Origin of the sequence: Micromonospora trifolii (assembly GCF_050516465.1) — a bacterium.
Lineage (GTDB): Bacteria > Actinomycetota > Actinomycetes > Mycobacteriales > Micromonosporaceae > Micromonospora > Micromonospora trifolii.
In genome coordinates, this window is record NZ_CP191526.1 from 1,106,854 (window position 1) to 1,132,444 (window position 25,591).

The following is a 25,591-nucleotide window of genomic DNA, read 5'->3' on the forward strand; positions in this document are numbered from 1 at the left end:
CGCTAGCGTGGCGATCATGGAATCTGCTGCGGAGCCGCGCGCCCGGCGGCTCTTCGGCGGCAGCGCCCGGGCCCTCGGCGACCTCACGGCCAACCCGTTCCGCGCCGACCGGGACCGGATCGTCGGCTCGCCGTTCTTCGCCCGCCTCGGCGGCGTCACCCAGGTGATCAGCCCGGTCGGCTCCGGGCTGCTGGTGCACAACCGGCTCACTCACAGCCTCAAGGTCGCCCAGGTGGCCCGGTCGGTCGCCGAGCGGCTGGGCGCCGACGAACGGTGGCGTGACCTGCTGGACAAGCTCGGCGGCTGCGACCCCGACGTGGTGGAGGCGGCGGCGCTCGCCCACGACCTCGGCCACCCACCGTTCGGGCACCTGGGGGAGCGGGTGCTGGACCGGCTGGCCCGCCAGCGCCTCGGCCTCTCCGACGGGTTCGAGGGCAACGCGCAGTCGTACCGGATCGTCACCAGCACCGAGATCCGCGGCGCGGCCACTACCGGGTTGGACCTGACCGCGGCGGTCCGCGCGGCCATGCTGAAGTACCCGTGGACCCGCCTGGACCACCCCGACCCGCACCCGCGCACCATGGACCCGCCGCCGCGCGGAGCAACCCCGCCGCCGGACGACCCGGAGAGCGGCTCGTCGAAGTTCGGTGCGTACCGGACCGAGCTGGACGACCTGCGGCAGGCCCGGGCGCCGTTCGCCGGTCGCATCCCGGACTGGCAGCAGACCGTGGAGGCGTCCGTGATGGACACCGCCGACGACATCGCGTACGCCATTCATGACGTGGAGGACTTCTACCGGGTCGGGGTGCTCCAGCAGGGTTCGGTCTCCGCGGAGTTGATGGCCTGGCAGCGCGAGAGCGGGCAGCTGCGGGCGATCACCGACGCGGCACTGGCCACGGCGGCCCGGCGACCCGGGGCGGCGATCGAGCGGCTACGCCGGCAACTGCACCGCAAGGACGCCTGGATCGCCGACGACGACGCGTTCGCCGCCGCCGTCGAACACGTCCGCGAGGAGTTGGTGGACGGGCTGCTCGCGATGCCGTTCGACGGCTCGATCGAGGCCGAGCAGTACGTGGCTCGGTTCTCCGCCCGCTGGTCCACCCGCTTCGTCGAGGCGATCACGGTCACCGAACAGCCGTCGGTGCGCTCCGGGCACGTGCTGCTCGGCTGCGCCCAGTGGCACGAGGTGCAGGTGCTCAAGTTCGTCCACCACCGGTTCGTGCTGGCCCGCCCGGATCTCGCCCTGCACCAGCGCGGCCAGGCCCGGCTGCTGGGCACCCTGGTCGAGGCGCTCTGGGAGTGGCTGCTCGACCCGGAGGAGGAGTCCCGACTGCCCCGCCGGCTGCACGACCTGGTCGAGCTGGCCGAGGCGGAGCTGCACCCGCGTACCCCGGACCGGATCGGTCGCGCCCGGGGCAGAGCCATCGTGGACTTCGTCGCGCAGCTCACCGACGGTCAGGCGGTGGCCATGCTGGACGCGCTCTCCGGCCGGTCCGGCGCGCTCTGGACCGACGCGTTCGTGCTCTGACCCGGCTCAGCTGTGGCCTGAGTCAGGCGATGCCTGCTGTGGCCTGAGTCAGGCGATGCCTGCTTGGGCCTGACTCAGGCGACGCCCTGCCACCAGCCGTCGACTGCTGGCGGCTCGTCGACCACCACCCGCTCGCCCGGTCGGGGCACGGCGAGCCGCACGTCGCGGGCCTTCGCCTCGGCCCACAGTCGGTCGACCGGCTCGGACCAGTCGTGCAGGGCCAGGTTGAACGTCGCCCAGTGCACCGGCAGGAACAGCCCGCCGCGCAGGTCGAGGTGGGCGCTGACCGCCTCCTCCGGGAACATGTGGATCGTCGGCCAGGCCCGGTCGTACGCGCCGATCTGCATCAGCGTCACGTCGAACGGCCCGTGCTCGGCGCCGATCTCGGCGTACCCGTCGAAGTAGCCGGAGTCGCCGGTGTAGAAGACCTTACGGCGCACCCCGGCCACCACCCACGAGCTCCAGAGCGTGCCGTCGCGGCGCAGCCCGCGTCCGGAGAAGTGCTGGGCGGCGGTGGCGGTGATCTCCAGGCCGGCCACCTGGTGCGACTCGGACCAGTCCAGCTCGATGATCCGTTCGGCGGGTACGCCCCAGCGGTCCAGGTGCGCGCCCACGCCGAGCGGCACCAGGAACGGCGCGGACTGCCCGGCGAGCAGCGCCCGTACGGTGGCCATGTCGAGGTGGTCGTAGTGGTCGTGCGAGATCAGGATGGCGTCCAGCGGGGGCAGCTCGTCGATGCCCACCGGTGGCTCGTGCAGTCGGCGCGGGCCGACCAGACCCGAGGGGGAGCACCGGTCGCTCCAGACCGGGTCGAGCAGCACCCGCCGGCCCTCGATCTCGATCAGGGTCGAGGCGTGGCCGTACCAGACGATGTTGAGCTCGTCGGTGGTGTCGGCAGCCTCCGGCGCCCCAGCGCTGGGGCGCAGCAGCGGCACGGGCGCGGTGGGACGCCGCTTCTGCTTGCCGAAGATCAGCTCGCGGACCAGGTTGCGCCCTGGCTCGGCGATCATCGTGCGGGTGCCGGCCCGGTTGTGGAAGGTGCCCTCGCGGAACTGCGGCGAGCGGGCTGCCCGTTCGGCCCGCGCCCCGCTGAGCCGGCCACCCAACGCCGCCGGCACATCCCGGGCGACCCAGGCCAGGCCGGCCAGCGCGGCCAGGCCAGCGGCGCCCCGCATCCGCCGCCCGAGCGACCGTTCGACGTCCGTGTTCTGCGCTCGTGCCATTGCCGTCCCTCCGACGTGTCCGCCCTACACGGTAGTCACCCGGACCGACCCGTGCCTCGGTGGTCGCCACGCCGGGTCGGTCGCCGGCAGCGGCGACCGACCCGGGACAAGCTCAGCGCGTGCCCTAGCCGCCGTTGCTGGGGCGTCGGGCGGTGATCCGGAAGGTCTTGCCCACGCCCGCGATCCGGTCCACCGCGGCCAGGAACTTCGGGCCCATGGCGGCCCGGGCCTGCACCGCCGGGTGGGTCGCGCCGAAGTCCTCCGGGTTGGCCTGCCCGTCGGCGAAGAGGGCATAGGTGAGCACCGCGGCGCCGGAACGGTCGAAGATCACACCGGCCTCGTGCCGGGCGTCGCCGAACCAGCCGGCCTTGGTGGCGATCCGGGCCCGCTCGTCGGAGGACATGGTGCGCCGGATGCCGTCGGTGAACGCCACCGGGGAGCGCAGGATGCCCAACAGGTACGTCGTCGAGGCGGGGGAGAGCAGCGTGCCCGCGACCAGGGCGCGCAGCAGGTCGTGCGTCTCCCGGGGGGTGCTGGTGCCGAGGAAGAACCGGTTCGGGTTGGCCACCGGCTGAACCTGGGTGTTCGGGAAGCCCTTGGCGACCAGGATGGAGTTGATCTCGGCAGCCGGGGCGACCAGCCCGCACAGCCGCACCGCCGTGTCGTCCGAGACGGTCAGCAGGTTGGCCAGAACGTGCCCGATGGTCACCAGGCTCGGGTACGCGCCGTCCAGGCTGAAGATGCCGTCACCACCCGGCACGACGATCGCCGCGCTCACCTCGACCTGCTGGTCCAGGGTGAGCAGCCCTCGGTCGACCTTGTCGAGCACCGCCGTGGCGACGGCGATCTTGTTGACGCTGTACGCCTCGATCCGCCGGTCCGCGTCAGCCTCCACCGCGACCACCGGCGCGCCGGCCGGGTCGGCGACGCTGACGTACGCCTGCCAGTTGCCGCCGGCCTCGGCGCTGTGCTTGGTGAAGACGCTGGCGACCCGACGGGCGGCCCGAGCGGGGGTGGTCGGCGACGCCTCGGTGGTCTCGGCGGCGCTCGCTGGGGCGGCGGCGCCCAGCACCGTGCCGGCGGTGGCTACCGTGCCCAACCCGAGTGCCGTCCTACGGTTCAGTCGCATGGTCAATCGTCTCCCCGATCGTGGTGTGCCAGAGCGCTTGCTGGCCCACCACCCTAGGCGAGTTGATCGACGCACGATGCCCCCGAGTATGTCCCGAACAGTTCCGAACAGGTCAGTCGAGCCGTCGGCGCAGTGCGGCGCCCATCGCACCGACCGGTCCGAACACGAGTTGCCGCAGGTCGGGCAGGTGGCCGCCGCGTACCGCCTCGCCGGCCGGGTTCGCGGCGAAGACCGAACCGTCGTGCGCGGCGACTGACCGTCCACTCAGTCCCGCCGCGCGCATCAACGGTCCGACGAGTACGTCGTAGACCCCCGGCAGTACGGTGAAGCCGGCCCGCAGCACCACGTTGAGCCGGCCCACCGACACCTCCCGGCGGGGCCGGTCCACACAGTCCACGATGGCCCGGGCCACCCGCCGCGGGCCGGCGACCGGCGGCGGAGGTCGCCCGATCCGACCCAGATAGTTGGCCGCCTGCTGATACACGGGTGTGTCCACGCTGCCCGGGTTGACCAGGCACAGCCGGATCCCCGGGCTGTCGCGCAACTCCTGCTGCACCGTCCGGACCAGACCCTGCAACCCCCACTTGCTCGCCACGTACGCGCTCATGTACGGAGCGGTGATGTGCCCGAGCACCGAACCGGTGAGGATCACCGTGCCGGCCCCGGTGGCCCGGAAGTGCCGCAGCGCCACCCGCAGCGAGCCGGCGGTGCCGAGCAGATCGGTCCGTACCACCTGGTCGAAGACCCGTTCCGGCAGCTCGTCGAAGCGACCGTAGGCCATCACCGCCGCCGTGTGCACCCACACGTCGATGCGGCCGAAGCGGTCGATCGCGGCACCCGCGAGCGCGTCCAGCGCGCCCGGCTCGGTCACGTCGGTCGGCACGGTCAGCACGTCGACGTCGGCGCACTCCGCGCGTACCTCGGCCAGGGTCGTGGTGGCGCGAGCGGCGAGGACCAGGCGGTCGCCGCGCTCGGCGAACGCCCGGGCCGTCGCCCGGCCGATCCCGCTGCTCGCGCCAACGATCACGACCACCCGGCTCACGGTGCCCGCTGCAATCGTGACCGTGGGGCTCGCAACCCCGGCTCACTCCTCGCACTCATGGTTCGAGCACGACCTTGATGCAGCCGTCCTCCTTCTTCTGGAACATCTCGTACGCCTGCGGCGCCCGAGCCAGCGGCACCCGGTGGGTACGCAGGTCCTCCACGCCCAGCGGGTCGTCGTCACCGGAGAGCAGCGGCAGGATCTCGTCGGTCCACCGGCGCACGTGACACTGCCCCATCCGCAGCTGAATGCCACGGTCGAACATCTCCATCAGCGGCATCGGGTCCGCCTCGCCGCCGTACACCCCGGAGACCGACACGGTGCCCCCGCGACGAACCCCCTTGACCGCGGCGTGCAGGACGGACAGCCGGTCCATGCCGACCCGGTCGGTCATCGACTGGGCCAGCTTGTCCGGCAGCAACCCGACCGCGGCGTGGGCGAACTTGCCCACCGGCGAACCGTGCGCCTCCATCCCGACCGCGTCGATCACCGCGTCCGGGCCGCGCCCGTCGACCAGATCGATCAAGGCGCCCGGCACGTCGGACAGCTGGCTCACGTCGAGCACCTCGATGCCGTGCCGGCGGGCCAGCTCCAGCCGCTCGGGCACCAGGTCCAGCCCGATCACCCGGCCCGCGCCGAGGTGGCGGCCGATCCGCGCGCAGAACTGCCCGACCGGACCCAGGCCGAAGACGGCCAGGGTGCCGCCTCGTGGGGTGTCCGCGTACTTCACCGCCTGCCAGGCGGTAGGCAGAATGTCGGACAGGTAGAGGTAGCGCTCGTCCGCGCCGGTCTGCGGGATCTTGATCGGCCCGAAGTGGGCCTGCGGGACGCGCAGGTACTCGGCCTGCCCGCCCGGCACCGAACCGTAGAGCGAGGTGTAGCCGAACAGGGACGCGCCCTTGCCCTCGCTGGTGACCTGGGTGGTCTCGCACTGCGCGTAGAGCTGGCGCTCGCACATCCAGCAACTGCCGCAGGCGATGTTGAACGGCACCACCACCCGGTCGCCCGGCTTGAGCCCGGTCACCTCCGACCCGACCTCCTCGACGATGCCCATCGGCTCGTGACCCAGGACGTCACCCGGCTTCAGGTACGGCCCGAGCACCTCGTACAGGTGCAGGTCGGAACCGCAGATCGCGGTCGAGGTGATCTTCACGATCGCATCGGTCGGCTCCTCGATCCGAGGGTCCGGGACCTCCTCGACCCGTACGTCTCGCTTGCCCTGCCAGGTGAGCGCCTTCATGTCCCTCATCCCTTCTCACTGCCGTCTCGGAAGACTGCTACCCGGGCTCAGGCACTTGAACCGGCCGCCTGTCCCTGGCCTGTGGGTGTTGCGGTGGGGGCTGGGGGCGTCCGCGCGTGCGTTCGCTGTAGGTCCGTTAGCCCGGTCCGTGAGTGGCTGCTGCTTGTGCGTCTCGTGGCGAGCCAGCGAGTCCCTCACTGGAGCGGCGAAATACCCGTCTGGATCGTCTTTGTCGCGCTGGTGAGTGGGTCTTCTAGGCCGAGTCGAGTTGATCCACTCGCGTTCCTTGAAGTCGCGGTATCCGACACCCGGTGACAGGTCGACTTCCTGAAACACGAGTGGATCAAGCGATCCGAGAGGGTGAGGCGGGGTGCGACGGGGTGCGAGGCGAGAAGGGTGGGGTGCCGCACGGGCCGGAGTGCGCTGGGTGGGCTCGCCTGGGCCGGGTTCGTGGGCGCGTCGGTGGGGAGCTGTCGGCGTGCCCCAGCCCTCACCGCCGCAACTGAAGCCCAAGAGCCAGAACGCGCGACCGCCGTACCCCCAGGAGAGCGGGATACGGCGGTCGGTACGGCGGACCTCAGGAACCGGGGGTGTTGTTGGCTCCCTTGGCGGTGGCCGCGAGGTAGTCGCGGTTGAGCCGGCCGATGGTGTTCAGCGGGATGCCCTTCGGGCAGGCCGGGGTGCATTCGCCGGCGTTGGTGCAGCCGCCGAAGCCGGCCTCGTCGTGCGCGTCGACCATGCCGATCACCCGGGTGTAGCGCTCGGGCTGGCCCTGGGGCAGCAGTGAGAGCTGGGTGAGCTTGGCGGCGGTGAAGAGCATGCCGGAGCCGTTCGGGCAGGCTGCCACGCAGGCGCCGCAGCCGATGCAGGCCGCGGACTCGAAGGCGGCGTCGGCGTTGGCCTTGGCCACCGGGGTGGAGTGGGCCTCGGGCGCGCTGCCGGTCGGCGCGGTGACGTAACCGCCAGCCGCGATGATCTTGTCGAAGGCGCTCCGGTTGACGACCAGGTCCTTGACGACCGGGAAGGCGCTGGCCCGCCACGGCTCGATGTCGATCGTCTCGCCGTCCTTGAACTGCCGCATGTGCAGCTGGCACGCTGTGGTGCCGCGCTGCGGCCCATGCGCGTCGCCGTTGATCATCAGGCCGCACATGCCGCAGATGCCCTCGCGGCAGTCGTGGTCGAACGCCACCGGGTCCTCGCCCGCGAGGATCAGCCGCTCGTTGAGTACGTCGAGCATCTCCAGGAACGACATGTCCGGGGACACGTCGTCGACCGGGTAGGTCTCCATCCGACCCTTGTCCTCAGGGCCCTTCTGGCGCCAGATGCGCAGGGTCAGGTTCACTTGTAGCTCCGCTGCGTGGGGTGGACGTATTCGAACTTCAGGTCTTCCTTGTGCAGCAACGAGGGCTCGCCGTCGGCGGTGAACTCCCAGGCCGCCACGTACGCGAACCGGTCGTCGTCGCGCTGCGCCTCACCGTCGGGGGTCTGGTGCTCGGCCCGGAAGTGGCCGCCGCAGGACTCCTCGCGGTGCAGGGCGTCGATGCACATCAGCTCGGCCAGCTCGAAGAAGTCGGCCACCCGGCCGGCCTTCTCCAGCGACTGGTTGAGTTCCTCGCCGGTGCCGGACACCTTGACCCGCTGCCAGAACTGCTCGCGCAGGGCACGGATCTCGTCGATCGCCTTGCGCAGCCCGGCCTCGCTGCGCTCCATGCCGCAGTGTTCCCACATGATCTGGCCCAGTTCCCGGTGGAACGAGTCCACGGTCCGGTCGCCGTCGACCGCGAGCAGCCGCTGGACGCGGTCCTCGACGTCGGTGCGCGCCTCGACGGCCGCCGGGTGGCTGGCGTCGACCTTCTCCAGCGGCCCGGAGGCCAGGTAGTTGGCGATGGTGGTGGGCAGCACGAAGTAGCCGTCGGCGAGGCCCTGCATCAGCGCCGAGGCGCCGAGCCGGTTCGCGCCGTGGTCGGAGAAGTTCGCCTCGCCGATCACGAACAGGCCGGGGATGTTCGACTGGAGGTCGTAGTCGACCCACAGGCCGCCCATCGTGTAGTGCACGGCGGGGTAGATGCGCATCGGCACCTCGTACGGGTCCTCGCCGGTGATCCGCTCGTACATCTCGAAGAGGTTGCCGTACTTGGCCTCGATGGCCTTGCGGCCCAGCCGGCCGATCGCGTCGGCGAAGTCGAGGTAGACGCCGAGCTTGGTCGGCCCGACGCCCCGACCCTCGTCGCACACGTTCTTCGCGGCGCGGGAGGCGATGTCGCGGGGGACCAGGTTGCCGAAGGAGGGGTAGATCCGCTCCAGGTAGTAGTCCCGCTCGTCCTCCGGAATGTCCTTCGGGCTGCGGTCGTCACCCTTGGTCTTCGGCACCCAGACCCGGCCGTCGTTGCGCAGCGACTCGCTCATCAGGGTCAGCTTCGACTGGTGGTCGCCGGAGACCGGGATGCAGGTCGGGTGGATCTGCGTGTAGCACGGGTTGGCGAAGTACGCGCCCTTGCGGTGCGCGCGCCAGGTGGCGGTGACGTTGCAGCCCTTGGCGTTGGTGGAGAGGTAGAAGACGTTGCCGTAGCCGCCGGAGGCGAGCACCACGGCGTCGGCCATCTCGGTGCTGATCTCACCGGTGACCAGGTCCCGGACCACGATGCCGCGGGCCTTGTCGTCGACGAGGACCAGTTCCAGCATCTCGTGCCGGGTGTTCATTTCGACGTTGCCCAGGCCGATCTGCCGCTCGAGGGCCTGGTACGCGCCGAGCAGCAGCTGCTGGCCCGTCTGGCCCCGGGCGTAGAAGGTGCGCTGTACCTGGGCGCCACCGAAGGAGCGGGTGTCCAGCAGGCCGCCGTACTCGCGGGCGAACGGCACCCCCTGGGCGACGCACTGATCGATGATGTTTACCGACACCTCGGCGAGCCGGTGCACGTTCGACTCCCGGGAGCGGAAGTCGCCGCCCTTGACGGTGTCGTAGAAGAGCCGGTGCACGGAGTCGCCGTCGTTGCGGTAGTTCTTCGCCGCGTTGATGCCGCCCTGTGCGGCGATGGAGTGCGCCCGGCGCGGGCTGTCCTGGTAGCAGTAGGACTTGACGTGGTAGCCCTGCTCGGCCAGGGTCGCGGCGGCGGAGCCGCCGGCCAGGCCGGTGCCGACCACGATCACCGTCATCTTGCGGCGGTTGGCGGGGTTGACCAGCTTGGCCTCGAAGCGCCGGGTCTCCCAACGCTTCTCGACCGGGCCGGCGGGAGCCTTGGTGTCGGCGATCGGGTCGCCCTCGGTGAAGAGTTCCATGTCAGGACACCAATCCGGTGAGTACGGCGAACGGGACCACCAGGTACCCGGCGCAGAGCAGCACGGCGAAGATCAGAGCCGCGGTACGCGCCCTGCGCTCGCCGCGTGGTGTCTGCTGGCCGAGGCTGCGGAACGCGCTGAACGCGCCGTGGCGCAGGTGGAAGCCCACCGCGAGGATGGCCAGCGTGTAGAAGAGCGTGACGTACCAGCGCTCCGGGGCGAAGTCGGCGACGACGTTGCCGTACGGCTTGCTGGCGTCGCCGACCGGGTTCAGCGTGCCGGTGGTCAGGTCCAGCAGGTGGTAGATCACGAAGAGCAGGATGATCACTCCACCCCAGCGCATCGTGCGGGCCGCGTAGCTGCCGTTGACCTTCTTGCGGTGGGCGTACTTGACCGGGCGGGCGGCGCGGGCTCGCCGGGCCAGCACGGTGGCGGCGACGATGTGGGCGACGACCGCCACGACCAGCCCGGTGCGCAGGATCCACAGGAACCAGACGCCGGGCAGCAGTGGCTTGCCGATGTCGCGCAGCCAGTGCGCGTAGTGGTCGAACGAGGTCTCCCCCGTGAACACCTTCAGGTTGCCGAGCATGTGGGCGATGAGGAACAGCGCCAGCAGGATGCCCGTCACCGCCATGACGGCCTTGAGGCCGACGTTTGAGCGGATGGGCGACCGAGTCTTCGTGATTACCACAGGACCGACGCTAGGAGCACTTCGACCAGTCGTCCAATGCATCAAACTCGCAGTGTTGATAGCCGTAAGCTATTTAGATGCAGCTCCATCAGCTCCGGTACTTCGTCGCGGTGGCCGAAGTACGACATTTCACCCAAGCCGCCGACATCGTGGGCATCACTCAGCCCTCTCTCAGTAAGCAAATTCACGCTCTGGAGGCCGACCTCGGGGCCCCACTGTTCGAGCGGGTAAGGGGCAACATCGCGCTCACCGCGGCGGGTGAGGTGCTGCTGCCGTTGGCCACCCGGATCCTCGCCGACGTGGAGACCGCGACCCGGGAGGTCCAGGAGTTGGTCGGGCTGCGCCGGGGCCGGGTCCGGCTCGGGGCCACCCCCAGTCTGGCCACCTCGCTCGCCCCGCCGGTGCTGCGCCGGTTCCGCGACGCGCATCCCACCATCGACCTGCGCGTCGAAGAGGGCGGCTCCCAGGACCTGGTCCGCGACCTCCTGCGCGGCGACCTCGACCTGGCCCTGATCATCATGCCGGCGCAGGGGGCCGACCCGGGGCTGCGGGTCGACCCGATCCTGCGGGAGAGCCTGGTGGTGGCCTCGGTGGGGGAGGTGGCGACCGCGTCGACGACCGGGGAGCTGCGCATCACCGACCTGCGGGACCAACCGATGGTGATGTTCCGGGAGGGGTACGACCTACGCGACGCGACCATCCAGGCGTGTCGGGAGGCGGGCTTCGAACCCACCTTCGCGGTGGACGGCGGCGAGATGGACGCGGTACTCAGCTTCGTCGAGGCGGGGCTCGGCATCGCGCTCGTGCCCGGCATCGTGCTGGCCCGCCGGCCGGGCGTGCGGATCACTCCGCTCGCCCCGCCCGGCGTGCGGCGGACCATCGCGGTGGCCCGTCGGCGCGACGTCGTACCCACCCACGCCGGTCGGGAGCTTCGACGGATCCTGCTCGACTACATCCAGTCGGCGATCGACCTCGGCGAACTGCCCCCCGGCGTCGAGCCACTGACCTGACCCGGCCGAGGCCGCCGCCGCGAAGGGCCGGCAGCGGCCCGGCCGCCGGGCTCAGCGGCCCTCGGCGTCGTCCATCGCCCGATAGATCCGCTGCTCGGAGACGGGGTACGGGGTACCCAGCGCCTGGGCGAAGACGTTCACCCGCAACTCCTCGATCATCCAGCGGATCTGCCGGACGGCCGTCTCCTGACGGCGGGCCGGCGCCAGATTGGCGAGCAGGTCGGCGTACTCCTTCTGCACCACCGCGATCCGGTCCTGCTGCTGGCGGTCCCGCTGCGGGTTGCCGCCCAGCCGCTCCAGCCGACGCTCGATGGCGGTGAGGTAGCGCAGCAGGTCGGGCAGGCGCGCGTACCCGGTCTCGGTGATGAAACCGGCGTGCACCAGCCCGGCGAGCTGGCTGCGGATGTCGGCCAGCGCCGCCACCACGGCGAGGTTGCGGGTCGCGCCGAGCCGCTGCTCGACGGCGTACGCGGCGGCGAGGACCTTGCGGACCCGGTCCATCACCTCGACGACGGTGTCGACCAGGTCGGCGCGGACCTTCTCGCGCAGGGCCGCGAAGCCGTCGGCGTCCCACGCCGGCCCGCCGGCCACGCCGATCAGCCGGTCGATGGCCGCGCCCGCCGCGTCCTCGATCAGCTCCTGTACGCCGCCGTGCGGGTTGCGGCTCAACGCCAGCTTCGCCTCGTTGTCCAGCCGCCCCTGGAGGAACCGCGCCGGGGACGGCACGGTGAGCCGCAGCAGTCGGCGGGTGCCGGCCCAGTGCGCCGCCTCCGCCTCGGCGGGGGAGTCGAACACCTTCACCCCGACCGTGGCGCCCTCGTCGACCAGCGCCGGGTACGCGGTGACCGCATAACCGGCGCGGACCTGCTCGATGGTGCGAGGGAGGGTGCCGATGCTCCACTCGCGCAGCCCGGTGCGGGCGACCTCCGGTGCGGCGGCCGCCACCACCTGGCGTACCTCCTGGCGGAGTTGGCGTTGCAGGGCCGGCAGGTCCTTGCCCTCGGCGACCGGTTTCTCGTCGTCGCCGAGGACCCGGAAGGTCACCCGCAGGTGCGCCGGGAGCTTGCCCGGCTCCCAGGCGTCGCGGGGCACTGTCACCCCGGTCATCCGGCGCAGCTGCCGGGTGAGCGCGTCCAGCAGCGACTCCTCGCCGGGAGTGATCGCCGCCAGGGCGGCCCGGGCGTAGTCCGGCACCGGGACGAAGTTGCGGCGGATCGCCTTGGGCAGCGAGCGGATCAGCGCGATCACCGTCTCCTCGCGCAGCCCCGGCACCTGCCAGTCGAAGGTCTCCGCCGGCACCTGGTTGAGCAGCGGCAGCGGGATGTCCACTGTGACGCCGTCGTCCGGCGTGCCCGGCTCGAACCGGTAGGTCAGCGGAAGGCTCACCCCGTCGGCCTGCCACTCGTCCGGGTAGTCGTCCTCGTCCACCCCCGGTCGGCCGTCGTTGATCAGCAGGTCGCGGGTGAAGGTGAGCAGGTCGGGTTGCTCGCGGCGGGTCTTCTTCCACCAGCTGTCGAAGTGCCGGCCGGAGGACACGTCGGCCGGGATCCGCTGGTCGTAGAAGCCGAAGATGGTCTCGTCGTCGACGAGGATGTCCCGGCGGCGGGCCCGGCTCTCCAACTCCTCGATTTCGGCGAGCAGCCGCTTGTTGTCCGCCCAGAACTGGTGGTGGGTCTGCCAGTCGCCCTCGACGAGGGCGTGCCGGATGAACAGCTCCCGGCTCAGCGTCGGGTCGATCCGCCCAAAGTTGACCTTGCGGGAGCTGACCAGCGGGACGCCGTACAGGGTGACCTTCTCGTAGGCCATCACCGCGGCCTGCTTCTTCTCCCAGTGCGGTTCGCTGTAGCTGCGCTTGACCAGGTGCTGCGCGAGCGGTTCGACCCACTCCGGCTCGACCCGGCCGGCGATGCGCCCCCACAGCCGGGAGGTCTCCACCAGCTCGGCGGCCATCACCCAGCGCGGCGGTTTCTTGAACAACGCCGACCCGGGGAAGAGCGCGAACTTCGCGCCCCGCGCCCCCAGGTACTCGTGTTTCTGGGCGTCCTTCAGGCCGATGTGCGACAGCAGGCCGGGCAGCAGCGACTGGTGCACCTTCGGGGTGTCGATCTCCTCCGGCAGGTCCGCGCCACCCCGACGGCCCCGGCCGGCGTCCGCGTCGTCCGAGGTGTCGCGCGCCGGCCGCCCACCCCGCCGGTCGCCGTCGGACGGGGTACGCAGCACCTGGCGCAACTGGCTGACGATGTCCTGCCACTCGCGGATCCGCAGGTAGTTCAGGTACTCCGCCTTGCACATCCGGCGGAACGCGCTGGAGGACAGCTCCCGCTGCTGCTCACGCAGGTAGCGCCACAGGTTGAGGAAGGCGACGAAGTCCGACTCCTTGTCGGCGAACCGGGCGTGCGCCTGGTCCGCCTGGGCCTGCTTCTCCGCCGGTCGCTCCCGCGGGTCCTGGATGGAGAGCGCGGCGGCGATCACCAGCACCTCGGTGGCGGCGCCGTTGCGTTCGCCCTCGACCACCATCCGGGCCAGGCGCGGGTCGACTGGCAACTGGGCCAGCCGCCGGCCGAGCGCGGTGAGCCGCTTCGCCGGGTCGGCCTCGGTCGGGTCCAACGCGCCCAGCTCGTGCAGCAGGTTGACGCCGTCGGTGATGTTGCGCTTGTCCGGTGGGTCGATGAACGGGAACGCGGCGAGGTCGCCGAGCCCGATCGCGGTCATCTGGAGGATGACCGACGCCAGGTTGGTTCGCAGGATCTCCGGGTCGGTGAACTCGGGCCGGGAGAGGAAGTCCTGCTCGTCGTAGAGGCGGATGCAGATGCCGTCCGAGGTGCGGCCACACCGGCCCTTGCGCTGGTTGGCCGAGGCCTGGGAGACCGGCTCGATCGGCAGCCGCTGCACCTTGAGCCGGCTGGAGTAGCGGGAGATACGGGCGGTGCCCGGGTCCACCACGTACTTGATGCCGGGCACGGTCAGCGAGGTCTCCGCGACGTTGGTGGCGAGCACCACCCGGCGCGAGGAGTGCGCGGCGAAGACCCGGTGCTGCTCGGCGGAGGAGAGCCGCGCGTACAGCGGCAGGATCTCGGTGCCGAGGAGCGTTCGCTTCGTCTGCACCAGCTTGCCCAGCGCGTCGGCGGTGTCCCGGATCTCCCGCTCACCGCTGAGGAAGACCAGGATGTCGCCGGGGCCCTCGGCGGCCAACTCCTCGACGGCGTCGCCGATAGCCTGGATCTGGTCCCGGACGTTCTCCTCGTCGCCGTCCTCCTCGCCCTCGGCGAGCTCGACGAGGGGCCGGTAGCGCACCTCCACCGGGTAGGTACGCCCCGAAACCTCGACCACCGGCGCTGGCACGCCCTCCGGCTCGTCGGCCGTGGGTGGCCCGGCGAAGTGCCGGGCGAACCGGTCGGTCTCGATCGTCGCCGAGGTGATGATCACCTTGAGGTCGGGTCGTCGGGGCAGCAGCTCCCGCAGGTACCCGAGGATGAAGTCGATGTTGAGGCTGCGCTCGTGCGCCTCGTCGATGATCAGCGTGTCGTACTGGCGCAGCATCCGGTCGGTCTGCAACTCGGCCAGCAGGATGCCGTCGGTCATCAGCTTGACCAGGCTGCGCTCGCTGACCTGGTCGGTGAAGCGCACCTTGTAGCCGACCACGTCGCCCAACTCGGTGCCCAGCTCCTCGGCGATCCGGTCGGCCACCGTCCGGGCGGCCAGCCGCCGGGGCTGGGTGTGCCCGATCAGGCCGTGCACCCCGCGCCCCAACTCCAGACAGATCTTGGGGATCTGGGTGGTCTTGCCGGAGCCGGTCTCGCCCGCCACGATCACCACCTGGTGATCACGGATGGCGGCGGCGATGTCGTCCTTGCGCTCACTGACCGGCAGACCCACCGGGTACGTGATCACGGGCACCGCCGCTTGGCGGGCGGCGAGCCGCTGCTCGGCCCGGACCAGGTCGGCGGTGATCTCGGCCAGTGCCGCCTCCCGACGCTGCGGGTCGCGCAGCTTGCGGGCACCGTCCAGTCGCCGCTGGAGCCGGCGCTGGTCGCGGAACATCAGAGGTGTGAGGCGGCGGTGCAGCTCGCGAACGGGGTCGGACGCGGCGGAGGCGGTTGGATTCTGCATGTCGTGCCCAAGGATAGGCAGCCCGGCGGCGCACCGCCCCTGGGTTACCGAGCGGCCGGCTTCCCGGAGGCCACCTCCAGTCCCTTGACGGCCACGAGCGGGCCCTAGAGTTGGCGGCCGACGTCGAGCTCTGGGGGAGCCGGATGGAGATGCGCGACACCGACCGCGCGTTGGTGCAGGCCGCCACGGCGGTCTCCAAGCTGCGTTGCCGCAGCCAGCACCACACGGTCGCGTCGGCGGCCCGGACCGCGGACGGGCGGGTCTTCACCGGCGTGAACGTCCAGCACGCCACCGGAGGGGCCTGCGCCGAGCTGGTCGTGATCGGCACGGCCGCGACCCAGGGTGTCACCGCGCTGGAGACGATCGTCACGGTCGCCGACCGTGGGCGCGAGGTCGTCGCGCCCTGTGACCGGTGCCGGCAGGTGCTGCGGGACTACTTCCCGGAACTGCGGGTGATCGTCGGCCCGATGGACGCCCTGCGGGTGGTCCCGCTCGGCGAGTTGCCGGCGGAGACCGGCAGTGGCTCGGCCGGCTGACCGGGCCCGGCGTCAGTCCCCGGAGGCCGCCTCCAGCATCGACTGCGGCACCGGCACGCTCTCGAACCGCAGGTTGCCCTCCGGAAGCAGCCACGACGTGACCCGCGCGACCAGGCGACCGGCCCGCACGGCGGGGTCGTTGGCGAAGAGCGCGCGTGCCTCGTCCGGGGCGATGGACAGCACCACGAAGCCCCGCAGCTGCTCGTCGTCGGGGTGCAGGAACGGCCCGGCCGCGAGCACCAGCCCCTGCTGCACGAGGCCCGCCTGGTGGGCCAGGTGCGCGTCCCGCAACCGGTCGATCGCGTCCTGCGGCAGCTCCGGCGGATCCGACGGCCGGGTCAGCAGGACGACCGTGTGCTGGTCGAATCGCATGAGCCAACCCTAGGCGCGCGGCCCCCTCCGCGCGGGCGTCTGCCCTGCTCAGCCTGTCGCGGATCGATAAGCGCCAGTTAGGTGACCCTCAACCGAGCGGCTAAGGTTAGGCGAACCTAAGCGTGAACGTGCAGGAGACTCGTGACCACCCTCGCCACCCGGCCGACCCCGGCCCGCAACCGGTCCGGCACCCGCACCGGCCGCCGGGTGGCCGTCACCGTCGGGGCCGCGCTGGTGCTGCTGCTCACCGTGCTGGCCAGCTTCGCGCTCGGCAGCCGACAACTCGGCGTCGACCAGGTGTGGCACGCGCTCGTCGCGCCGGACGGCGGCGACGCCAGCACCATCGTCCGTGAGCTGCGGATGCCCCGGACCGCGCTCGGCCTCGCTGTCGGGCTCGCGCTCGCCGTGGCCGGGGTGTTGTTCCAGGCGCTCACCCGCAACCCCCTCGCCGAGCCGCGCATCCTCGGCATCAGCGCGGGCGCGTCGTTCGGGGTGGTGCTCGCGATCTCCGTCTTCGGCGTCGGCACGCTCGCCGGGTACGTCTGGTTCGGCATCGCCGGAGCCCTGATCGCCGGGCTGTTGGTCTTCGCCATCGCCACCCGCGCCCGCGAGGGCGCCAGCCCGGTCACCCTCGCGCTGGTCGGCGCGGCGCTCGACGCCAGCCTGGCCTCCGGGGTGTACGCGCTGCTCAGCATCGACGCCCGCACCTTCGAGGAGTACCGCTTCTGGGTGGTCGGCGGGCTGGCCGGCCGGGACCTGACGGTCGCCGCGCAGGTGCTGCCGTTCGTCCTCGCCGGGTTGGTGCTGGCCGCCCTGGTGGCCCGCGGTCTGGACGCGCTGGCCCTCGGCGACGACGTGGCCCGTGGCCTCGGCCACCGGATCGGCCTGGTCCGCCTCGGTGGTGGCCTCGCCGCCGTGCTGCTGACCGGTGCCGCGGTGGCCGCCGCCGGACCTGTCGCGTTCGTCGGGTTGGCCGTGCCGCACCTGGCGCGCGCCCTGGTCGGCGCGGACCACCGCTGGACCCTCGCCGTCTCCGCCCTGCTCGGGCCGGCGCTGCTGCTCGCCGCCGACATCGTCGGTCGGCTCGTCGCCCCGCCCGGCGAGATCCCGGCCGGGATCGTCACCGCGCTGATCGGCGCGCCACTGCTGGCCGTGCTGGTCCGCCGCGCCCGGGTGGTGACCGCGTGACGACCACCCGGCGTTCCTCCGGCCCCACTGACCCACCCGGCTCGGCTGGCCCCGTCGGCTTGTCGGCCGTCGCGGTCGGTGCCGGCCGTGCCGACAGTGCCGGCCGTGCTGGGCTGCCCGGGCGGTCGTTGCTGCGGATCGGCCCGGCCAGCCTGCTGATCCGCCGTCGCGCGGTACTGGTGGCCGCCGTGCTGACCGTGCTGCTCCTGCTGGCCGTCGTGCTCAGCCTCTCGCTGGGCACCCCGTACGTCGCCCCGGCCGACGTGCTGCGCGCCCTCTCCGGCGCCGGCACCCCGTACGACCTCGTGGTCTTTGATCTTCGACTGCCGCGGGTCGTGCTGGCGGCCGTGGCCGGCGCCGCCTTCGGCGTGGCCGGCACGCTGATCCAGAGCGTGGCCCGCAACCCACTGGCCAGCCCGGACGTCATCGGCATCACCCAGGGCGCCGGCCTCGCCGCGACCGTAGCCCTGACCAGCGGAATGGCCGCGGTGCTGGTGGCACCCACCGCGCTGGTGGGCGGGCTGCTCGCGGCGGTGCTGCTGTTCGCCCTCGGCGCCCGGCACGGGCTGGCCGCGCAGCGGTTCGTGCTCGCCGGCGTGGCGGTCGCGTTCGGCTTCCGGGCGCTTACCGAGGTGGTCATGCTCACCGCCGACCCGATCGACGGACTACGTGCGCAGATCTGGCTGATCGGCACCCTGGCCGGCAAGGGCTGGACCGAGGCCGCCTGGATCGCGGGCACACTGCTGGTGCTGCTGCCGGTGCTGGCCTGGGCCGGCTGGGCGCTGAACAGCACCGCCCTCGACGACGACACCGCCCGGGGCGTCGGGCTGCGCCCGGTGGCCCGCCGGCTCGGCCTCGCCGGCACCGGCGTACTCGTCGCCGCGATGGTCACCGCCCAGGTCGGCGCCGTCGACTTCGTGGCGCTGGTCGCCCCGCAGGTGGCCCGACGACTGGTACGTGCTGAACGACCACCGCTGGTCTGCGCGGCGCTGCTCGGCGCCCTCCTGCTGGTGCTGGCCGACCTGGCCGGCCGGCGGCTGTTCGCACCCACCCAACTACCCGCCGGTGTGCTGACCGCCGCGATCGGCGGCCCGTACCTGATCTTCCTGCTGCTGCGCGGCCGGCGGCGGTCGTCGTGACGCCACAAGGAGTCGTGTGATGCTCTCCACCCGCGACCTGGTCGCCGGCTACGACGAGCGGACCGTGCTCGACGGGCTCGACCTGGACCTGCCCACCGACGCGTTCACCGTGATCGTCGGACCCAACGCGTGCGGCAAGTCCACCCTGCTGCGCACGATGGCCCGGCTTCTTACTCCCCGCAGAGGCACGGTACTGCTGGACGGCACCGCCATCCGCGACCTGCCGACCCGGGAGGTGGCCCGCCGCCTCGGCGTCCTGCCGCAGAGCCCGCTGGTGCCCGAGGGCGTCACGGTGGCGGACCTGGTCGGGCGCGGCCGGCAGCCCTACCAGCGGTGGTGGCGGCAGTGGTCGTCGGAGGACGGCGCGGCGGTGGACCAGGCGATGGCCCTCGCCGACGTCACCGACCTGGCCGACCGACCGGTGGACAGCCTCTCCGGCGGTCAGCGGCAACGAGTGTGGATCGCCATGACACTCGCCCAGGACACCGACGCCCTGCTGCTGGACGAGCCGACCACCTTCCTCGACCTGGCCCACCAGGTGGAGGTGCTGGACCTCCTGCACCGGCTGCGCTCCGAGCGGGGCCGCACCGTGGTCGCCGTGCTGCACGACCTGAACCAGGCCGCCCGCTACGCCGACCACCTGGTCGCCATGCGCGCCGGCGCCGTGGTCGCCGCCGGACCACCCCGGGAGATCCTCACCGCCGACCTGGTCCGCGACGTCTTCGGGCTGGCCTGCGTGGTCGTGCCCTGCCCGGTGACCGGCGCACCGCTGGTGGTGCCCGCGTACACCGGCGGGAACGCTCCGGCGACCGCGTCCGCTGGCGCGGAAGACCCCGATTCGTCGACGGCGTCCGTACCGGACGCCCGACCCGCCACCGGCGACGCGGCCAACCCGCTCGCCGGCTCGCACCCCTCGAAAGGACTCTGATGCGTCGTCTCGTCGCAGCTCTCGCCGCGGCCGTCGCCCTCGGTGCCGGCCTCACCGCCTGCGGTGAGAGCGACCCGGTCGCCGGCTCCACCACCGGGGAGACCCGGGAGATCACCCACGCCATGGGCACCACCAAGGTCCCGGCCGAGCCCAAGCGCGTCGTCGTGCTCGACACCGACAAGATCGACACGGCGCTCTCGCTGGGCATCACGCCCGTCGGCGCGGCCACCGCCGGTGAGGCGAAGAGCTGGCCCACGTACTTCGGCGCGGACAAGCTCGCCGGCATCAAGGAGGTCGGGGTGCTCACCGAGCCCGACCTGGAGGCGATCAACGCGCTGAAGCCGGACCTCATCCTCGGCAGCAAGTTCCGCCAGGAGAAGTTCTACGACGAGCTGGCCGCCATCGCGCCGACCGTGTTCACCGACAAGGTGGGCATCACGTGGAAGGACAACCTCCTCCTCGACGGCAAGGCGCTCGGCCGCGAGCAGCAGGCCAAGGATCTGCTCGCCACGTACGAGAAGCGGGCCAAGGACTTCGGCGCGACACTCGGCGACGCCGCCACGCGCAAGGTCTCCATCGTGCGGTTCCTGCCCGGCAACATCCGGGTGTACGGCCCGGACTCGTTCTCCGGCATCGTCATCGGCGACACCGGCCTGGGCCGCCCCGAGCGGCAGCTGCTCGCCAACAAGGAGGACAAGCGCTTCGACCTGGTCAGCCCCGAGCGGATCAACGAGGTCGACGGTGACGTCATCTTCGTGACCGCGTACGGCGACAAGGCCGCCGCCGAGCAGACCAAGGTCGCGGGCGGGACGCTGTGGAAGGGCCTCGGCGCGGTCAAGGCCGGCAAGGCGTACCCCGTCTCCGACGAGGTCTGGATGACCGGCATCGGCGTCGGCGCCGCCAACAAGATCCTCGACGACCTGACCAAGTACCTCCCCGCCGCCTGACACCCGCACCCGCGCGAGCCACGCGCCCCGCGCACCCGTGCGCCGGCTCATGATCGTGCTCGATCCAGGAAGTAGTGGCCTCCCTGACTAGGGAGGCCACTACTTCCATGTTCGAGCGCGATCATCGTCACCGGGGGGAGCGCGAGCGTGCCCGTAGGGCGGCTCGGACCTCTGCGAGCAACCCGTCGAAGTCGTCCCGGAGGCGCTTGGCGGTCAGGTGCAGCACGATCCAGTCGCCGCCGAGCAGTCGGTTGAGGCGTTGACGGTCCCGATGGAACTGCTCGGGGTCGTCGTGCCAGAGTCCGTCCTGGATCGAGCGCGATCTTGCTGGGCAGGCGCGTGGAGCGCGGAGGGCGCGGAGGGCGTGGAGGGCGGGGGTGGGGTTAGGCGGCGGTGGACCAGATGGCGCGGAAGGCGGCGGCCTCCCCGGAGAGCCATCGTTCGATCTGGTCGGGCTTGGCGTCGGTGGGCATGCGGTGGGCCAGGCCGCGGCGGACGTCGACCAGGACCGGCTCGGCGTGCGGGAGCACCGCGTCCATGTGTCGGGCCATCAGGTGCAGGGTGGCGAGCACCGATTCCTCACTGGGTGGGGCCTCGTCGAAGTGCAGGCGGACCGTTTCGGCGCGGCCGTCGGCGTGGCGTACCCCGAAGTGGGGGTTGATCTTGACGGGCAGGTCGCCCAGCATGGCCAGGGCGTCGCGGGTCTGGGCGAGATCGACGGCGGCCGGCTCGCCGAGGGAGTGCAGCCAGGTCGTGGCGCCGGGGACGAGCGCCTGGTAGAGCGGGCGCCATCGTGGCTTGACGATGTCGGCCACCCCGGCCAGGTGGGTGCCGCCGGTGTGGAAGGCGATGTCGGCCTTGAGCGCCTTGACGAACTGGCCGTGCGGGTTGAAGCCGGACCGGCTGGCGCGCTGCTTGCGCAGCCCGCCGACGAAGGTCGCCTTGGTGGGGCCGGTGCGGTCGACGTAGCGGGTGAAACCGAGCAGTGTCGCGTAGGGGGTGAGGGGCGTGGAGGCGGGCGCGGTCACGGGCGTCCTCCCAGGTCAGGAACTCGATTAGTACATACATTCTAATCGACGGGTCTGACATCGCCCAGCGAAAACGGGGGTGCGGAAAAGGCGACAAAGGGGGCCGTCCGCCGGGCGGACGACCCCCTCGTCGGGAGGACTGTCAGAGCTGGCCGACGTCGGTGATCCGCACGACCGCCGCACCGACCTCGTCCGAGGCCACCAGGTCGATCTCGGCGCTGATGCCCCAGTCGTGGTCGCCGTCCGGGTCGTCGAAGCTCTGGCGGACGGTCCACCGTTCCCGGCCCTGCTCGATCATGAGCAGCGCCGGCCCTCGGGCGTCCGGCCCGACGCCGATCGAGTCGTACTCCTCGAAGTACGGCGCCAGGGCGTCGGCCCACGCGTCGTAGTCCCAGCCGTCCTCGGCGTCCAACTCGGCGAGCAGGTCCCAGCGGCGTAGCGCGGCCAGTTCGACGCGGCGGAACAGCGCGTTGCGCACCAGCACCCGGAACGCTCGCGCGTTGCGGGTCACCGCTGGCGGCCGATCGGTCAGGGCGGCGTGCGCCTGGGCCACCTCGGCCACGTCGGACGGGTTGCGCAGTCGCTCCCACTCGTCGATGAGACTGGAGTCGACCTGGCGGACCAGCTCGCCCAGCCACTCGATGAGGTCGATCAGCTCCTCGGTCTTGGCGTCCTCGGGCACGGTCTGGCGCAGCGTCTTGTACGCGTCGGCCAGGTAGCGCAGGACGAGACCTTCCGAGCGGGTCAGCCCGTAGAACTGCACGTACTCGGTGAAGGTCATGGCCCGCTCGTACATGTCGCGGACGACGGCCTTGGGGGAGAGCTGGTGGTCGGCGACCCAGGGGTGCCCCTGCCGGTACATCTCGTACGCGGCCTCCAGCAGCTCGGCCAGGGGCTTCGGGTGGGTCACCTCGTCGAGCAGTTCGATGCGCGCCTCGTACTCGATGCCCTCGGCCTTCATGGCGGCGACCGCCTCGCCGCGCGCCTTGAACTGCTGCGCGGAGAGGATCTGCCGGGGGTCGTCCAGGATCGACTCGATCACGCTCAGCACGTCGAGCGCGTACGACGGGGACTCGGCGTCGAGCAGCTCGATGGTGGCCAGGGCCAGCGGCGAGAGCGGCTGGTTGAGGGCGAAGTCGAGCTGGAGGTCGACGGTGAGCCGGATCCGCCGGCCGGTCTCGTCCGGCTCGGGCAGCTCCTCGACGACCCCGCCGGCCCGCAGCGCCCGGTAGATGGCGATCGCCCGGCGGATGTGCCGGCGCTGCGCGGCGGGCTCCTCGTGGTTGTCGGTGAGCAGGTGCCGCATCGCGGTGAACGCGTCCCCGGGCCGGCCGATGACGTTGAGCAGCATCGAGTGGCTGACCTGGAAGCTGGAGGTCAGTGGCTCCGGCTCGGCGTCGACGAGTCGGTCGAAGGTGGGCTGGCCCCAGCCGATCGAGCCCTCCGGCGGCTTCTTACGGACCACCTTGCGCCGCTTCTTCGGGTCGTCACCGGCCTTCGCGAGGGCCTTCTCGTTGTCGATGACGTGCTCCGGGGCCTGCACCACGACCCGGCCGATGGTGTCGTAGCCGGCCCGGCCGGCCCGCCCGGCGATCTGGTGGAACTCCCGGTTTTTCAACAGCCGGGTACGGACCCCGTCGTACTTGGACAGGCCGGTGAACAGCACGGTGCGGATAGGCACGTTGATGCCGACGCCGAGGGTGTCGGTGCCGCAGATGACCTTCAGCAGGCCGGCCTGGGCGAGGGTCTCCACCAGGCGGCGGTACTTGGGCAGCATGCCGGCGTGGTGCACGCCGATGCCGTGCCGGACCAGCCGGGAGAGCGTCTTGCCGAAGCCGGCGGTGAACCGGAAACCACCGATCGCCTCGGCGATCATGTCCTTCTCGGCGCGGGTGCAGACGTTGACGCTGGTCAGCGCCTGGGCGCGTTCCAACGCGGCGGCCTGGGTGAAGTGCACCACGTACACCGGGGCCTGCTTGGTCTCCAGCAGCTCCTCAAGCGTCTCGTGCAGCGGCGTCATCGCGTACGAGAAGATGAGCGGGACCGGCCGCTCCGCCGTGCGCACGACGGCTGTCGGTCGCCCGGTGCGCCGGCTCAGGTCGTCGACGAAGCGGGTGGTGTCCCCCAATGTGGCGGACATCAGGATGAACTGGGCCTGCGGCAGTTCGATGATCGGCACCTGCCACGCCCAGCCCCGGTCGGGCTCGGCGTAGAAGTGGAACTCGTCCATGATCACCTGGCCGACGTCGGCCTTCGTGCCCTCGCGCAGCGCCAGGTTCGCCAGGATCTCCGCGGTGCAGCAGATGATCGGGGCGTCGGCGTTGACGCTGGCGTCGCCGGTGAGCATGCCGACGTTCTCGGCGCCGAAGACCTCGCAGAGCGCGAAGAACTTCTCCGACACCAAGGCCTTGATCGGCGCGGTGTAGAAGGTCGTCCGGCTGTCGGCGAGGGCCGCGAAGTGCGCGGCGATCGCCACCAGGCTCTTACCCGAGCCGGTGGGCGTGTTCATGATCAGGTTGGCGCCGGAGACGATCTCGATGACCGCCTCTTCCTGATGGGGGTAGAGGTCGAGGCCGCGCTCCTTCGCCCAGCCGGCGAACGCGTCGAAGAGGGTGTCGGGGTCGGCGCTTGTCGGCAGCGCGGCGGTGAGCGTCATAGCCTGTCCATGGTGCCTGGATCATGCCCCGGTACGCCAACCCGGCCCGCACCGGACCCCCGTCCGGGCGTCCCGAACGCGCCGCCGCGTTCCGGTTCGGCCGTTTCGCCGGTCACCGTCGGCGGTACAGCAGATCGGCGACCGGTCGACCGGCCGTGATCGCCCGCCGTTCGAACTTCGTCACCGGGCGGTGCGTCGGCCGTGGCGCGAAGCCGCCGTACGCGTCCACCAGCTCCGGGTCCGCCTCCAGCGTCTCCCGCATCGCCTCGGCGTACTCGGCCCAGTCGGTCGCGCAGTGCAGCATGCCGCCGGGGCGCAGCCGGGACCGCAGCAGCGCCACGTGCGCCGGCTGGATGATCCGCCGCTTGTGGTGGCGGGACTTCGGCCACGGGTCCGGGAAGAAAACGTGCACGGCGTCCAGCACACCCTCGGGCAAGCCGCTGACCAGGGACAACGCGTCACCCTCCGCCACCCGCACATTGCGCAGGCCACCACGCTCCACCAGGTGGAGCAGGTTGGCGATTCCCGGCGTGTGCACCTCGACCGCCAGATAATCTCGATCCGGGTCGGCGGCAGCCATCGCAGCGGTGGTGTCGCCCATGCCCGAGCCGATCTCCAGCACCACTGGCGCCCGGCGACCGAACAGGTCGGCCAGGTCGACGGGCACCACAGGTCCGTCCGGCACATCCAGGCCGTACGCGGGCCAGAGCCGGCTCAGCGCGTCGGTCTGCCGGTCGCTCATCCGACCCCGGCGGGGGTGGAACGTGCGGATCGTCCGGCTCGCGGGCGGGACGGCGGGGTCATGGTCGGTGGCGGTCACAGCGACCCGAGCGTACGCGACGCCGCTGGCGGATCGGATGTGATGTGCGACCGGAAATGAGAGGATCCAACTGGTACGGCAGGTCGGGTGCTCCACTGCCCGGCCGGGCCGCACGGCGTCGAGAGGGGGCATCGTGACAGTGACCCGCGGCGTCGTGACCCTGTCCCTGGTGACAGTGCTCGCCGGCCCCCTGCTGGCCGCCACGCCGGCCCTCGCCGCGCCCCAGCCTGCCGCCGTCGCTCTCGCGCCCGCGCCGCAGCCGGAAGGACCGCCCGGTGGAGCACCTCAACCGACGCCGGCGGTGGACATCTTCGTCGAGGTGAGCCCCAGCACGGTGCAGCCCGGCTACCTGGTCGGCATCCGGGCCAGTTGTCGGGACAACTCGGTGGGCGCCACAGTGGTCTCGGACGCCTTCGGGGCGGTCGGCGTGCAGCCGCAGCGCGGGGTGCTCACCGCTGCGCCGATGGTCCGCGAGCGCACCCGCCCCGGCAACTACCGGGTCAAGCTGGAGTGCCGCGACGGCGAGACCGCCTCGACAATGCTTCAGGTGGTCAAGAAGGTCCCCGTCCAGCCCAGCCGTGGTCCGGCGACCGGCTTCGGTGGGAGCACCGGCGGGATGACCGGAAAGCTGCTGCTGCCCGGCGGCGCGGCACTGATCATCACCGGGCTGATCCTCGCCGTGATGGCGTTCCGCCGCCCCCGAGCCGCCGCGCGTCGCTGAGCCCGCC

At 71.7% G+C, this 25,591-nt stretch carries 20 protein-coding genes; 8 read left to right on the top strand and 12 right to left on the bottom strand.

Features of this window, described 5'->3' with window-relative positions:
- Positions 1–16: 16 nt before the first annotated feature.
- Positions 17–1,528 carry a deoxyguanosinetriphosphate triphosphohydrolase family protein gene (locus ACQRWP_RS05045; protein ID WP_430501029.1) on the top strand — a complete coding sequence of 504 codons (1,512 nt, stop codon included), beginning with the start codon at positions 17–19 and terminating at the stop codon, positions 1,526–1,528.
- Between the two features lie 74 nt (positions 1,529–1,602).
- Here ACQRWP_RS05045 and ACQRWP_RS05050 read toward each other — a convergent pair whose 3' ends face one another.
- The 7 genes from ACQRWP_RS05050 to ACQRWP_RS05080 form a co-directional block, all read right to left on the bottom strand.
- Positions 1,603–2,751, bottom strand: a complete 1,149-nt coding sequence (locus ACQRWP_RS05050) for an MBL fold metallo-hydrolase (protein WP_430501030.1) — start codon at positions 2,749–2,751, stop codon at positions 1,603–1,605.
- A gap of 124 nt (positions 2,752–2,875) precedes the next feature.
- Positions 2,876–3,880, bottom strand: a complete 1,005-nt coding sequence (locus ACQRWP_RS05055; RefSeq protein WP_430501031.1) for a serine hydrolase — start codon at positions 3,878–3,880, stop codon at positions 2,876–2,878.
- Positions 3,881–3,992: 112 nt separating this feature from the next.
- Entirely contained in the window at positions 3,993–4,913 is a 921-nt protein-coding gene (locus ACQRWP_RS05060; protein ID WP_430501032.1) for an SDR family NAD(P)-dependent oxidoreductase, read from the bottom strand.
- 64 nt (positions 4,914–4,977) lie between these two features.
- Positions 4,978–6,162 carry a zinc-dependent alcohol dehydrogenase gene (locus ACQRWP_RS05065; protein WP_430503128.1) on the bottom strand — a complete coding sequence of 395 codons (1,185 nt, stop codon included), beginning with the start codon at positions 6,160–6,162 and terminating at the stop codon, positions 4,978–4,980.
- Between the two features lie 577 nt (positions 6,163–6,739).
- Complete coding sequence (locus ACQRWP_RS05070; RefSeq protein WP_430501033.1) at positions 6,740–7,504, bottom strand: succinate dehydrogenase/fumarate reductase iron-sulfur subunit; 765 nt, start codon at positions 7,502–7,504, stop codon at positions 6,740–6,742.
- Positions 7,501–9,438 (bottom strand): fumarate reductase/succinate dehydrogenase flavoprotein subunit, encoded by a 1,938-nt coding sequence (locus tag ACQRWP_RS05075; protein ID WP_430501034.1) that lies wholly within the window; start codon positions 9,436–9,438, stop codon positions 7,501–7,503. The genes ACQRWP_RS05070 and ACQRWP_RS05075 overlap by 4 nt, the downstream gene beginning before the upstream one ends.
- A gap of 1 nt (position 9,439) precedes the next feature.
- Positions 9,440–10,123: a succinate dehydrogenase cytochrome b subunit gene (locus tag ACQRWP_RS05080; RefSeq protein WP_425699864.1), complete on the bottom strand. Its 684-nt coding sequence runs from the start codon at positions 10,121–10,123 to the stop codon at positions 9,440–9,442.
- Positions 10,124–10,206: 83 nt separating this feature from the next.
- Between ACQRWP_RS05080 and ACQRWP_RS05085 the strand changes: the two genes are divergently transcribed.
- On the top strand, positions 10,207–11,139 hold the full coding sequence (locus ACQRWP_RS05085) for a LysR family transcriptional regulator (RefSeq protein ID WP_425699614.1): 933 nt from the start codon (positions 10,207–10,209) through the stop codon (positions 11,137–11,139).
- A 51-nt stretch (positions 11,140–11,190) separates the two neighbouring features.
- Here the strand turns inward: ACQRWP_RS05085 and hrpA are convergent, their stop codons facing one another.
- Positions 11,191–15,249 carry an ATP-dependent RNA helicase HrpA gene (gene hrpA / locus ACQRWP_RS05090; RefSeq protein WP_430501035.1) on the bottom strand — a complete coding sequence of 1,353 codons (4,059 nt, stop codon included), beginning with the start codon at positions 15,247–15,249 and terminating at the stop codon, positions 11,191–11,193.
- A 143-nt stretch (positions 15,250–15,392) separates the two neighbouring features.
- On the opposite strand from hrpA, the gene ACQRWP_RS05095 reads away from it, so the two are divergent.
- Complete coding sequence (locus ACQRWP_RS05095) at positions 15,393–15,785, top strand: cytidine deaminase family protein (RefSeq protein ID WP_430501036.1); 393 nt, start codon at positions 15,393–15,395, stop codon at positions 15,783–15,785.
- Positions 15,786–15,797: 12 nt separating this feature from the next.
- Here ACQRWP_RS05095 and ACQRWP_RS05100 read toward each other — a convergent pair whose 3' ends face one another.
- Positions 15,798–16,157 (bottom strand): YciI family protein, encoded by a 360-nt coding sequence (locus tag ACQRWP_RS05100; protein ID WP_238658882.1) that lies wholly within the window; start codon positions 16,155–16,157, stop codon positions 15,798–15,800.
- A gap of 141 nt (positions 16,158–16,298) precedes the next feature.
- Here ACQRWP_RS05100 and ACQRWP_RS05105 point away from each other — a divergent pair, with 141 nt between their 5' ends.
- The 4 genes from ACQRWP_RS05105 to ACQRWP_RS05120 are packed head-to-tail and all read left to right on the top strand — an operon-like array spanning position 16,299 to position 20,359.
- On the top strand, positions 16,299–17,345 hold the full coding sequence (locus tag ACQRWP_RS05105) for a FecCD family ABC transporter permease (protein ID WP_430501037.1): 1,047 nt from the start codon (positions 16,299–16,301) through the stop codon (positions 17,343–17,345).
- Complete coding sequence (locus tag ACQRWP_RS05110) at positions 17,342–18,484, top strand: FecCD family ABC transporter permease (RefSeq protein ID WP_430501038.1); 1,143 nt, start codon at positions 17,342–17,344, stop codon at positions 18,482–18,484. The genes ACQRWP_RS05105 and ACQRWP_RS05110 overlap by 4 nt, the downstream gene beginning before the upstream one ends.
- Positions 18,485–18,503: 19 nt before the next feature.
- Complete coding sequence (locus ACQRWP_RS05115) at positions 18,504–19,412, top strand: ABC transporter ATP-binding protein (protein ID WP_430501039.1); 909 nt, start codon at positions 18,504–18,506, stop codon at positions 19,410–19,412.
- Positions 19,412–20,359 (top strand): ABC transporter substrate-binding protein, encoded by a 948-nt coding sequence (locus ACQRWP_RS05120; RefSeq protein WP_430501040.1) that lies wholly within the window; start codon positions 19,412–19,414, stop codon positions 20,357–20,359. The genes ACQRWP_RS05115 and ACQRWP_RS05120 overlap by 1 nt, the downstream gene beginning before the upstream one ends.
- Positions 20,360–20,742: 383 nt before the next feature.
- Here ACQRWP_RS05120 and ACQRWP_RS05125 read toward each other — a convergent pair whose 3' ends face one another.
- From ACQRWP_RS05125 to trmB, 3 genes are all read right to left on the bottom strand, one after another.
- Positions 20,743–21,387 carry a hypothetical protein gene (locus tag ACQRWP_RS05125; RefSeq protein ID WP_430501041.1) on the bottom strand — a complete coding sequence of 215 codons (645 nt, stop codon included), beginning with the start codon at positions 21,385–21,387 and terminating at the stop codon, positions 20,743–20,745.
- Between the two features lie 142 nt (positions 21,388–21,529).
- Entirely contained in the window at positions 21,530–24,043 is a 2,514-nt protein-coding gene (locus ACQRWP_RS05130) for a DEAD/DEAH box helicase (RefSeq protein WP_430501042.1), read from the bottom strand.
- Positions 24,044–24,155: 112 nt separating this feature from the next.
- Positions 24,156–24,863, bottom strand: a complete 708-nt coding sequence (gene trmB, locus ACQRWP_RS05135; RefSeq protein ID WP_430501043.1) for a tRNA (guanosine(46)-N7)-methyltransferase TrmB — start codon at positions 24,861–24,863, stop codon at positions 24,156–24,158.
- Positions 24,864–24,993: 130 nt separating this feature from the next.
- On the opposite strand from trmB, the gene ACQRWP_RS05140 reads away from it, so the two are divergent.
- Complete coding sequence (locus ACQRWP_RS05140) at positions 24,994–25,584, top strand: hypothetical protein (protein WP_430503129.1); 591 nt, start codon at positions 24,994–24,996, stop codon at positions 25,582–25,584.
- Positions 25,585–25,591: the final 7 nt, after the last annotated feature.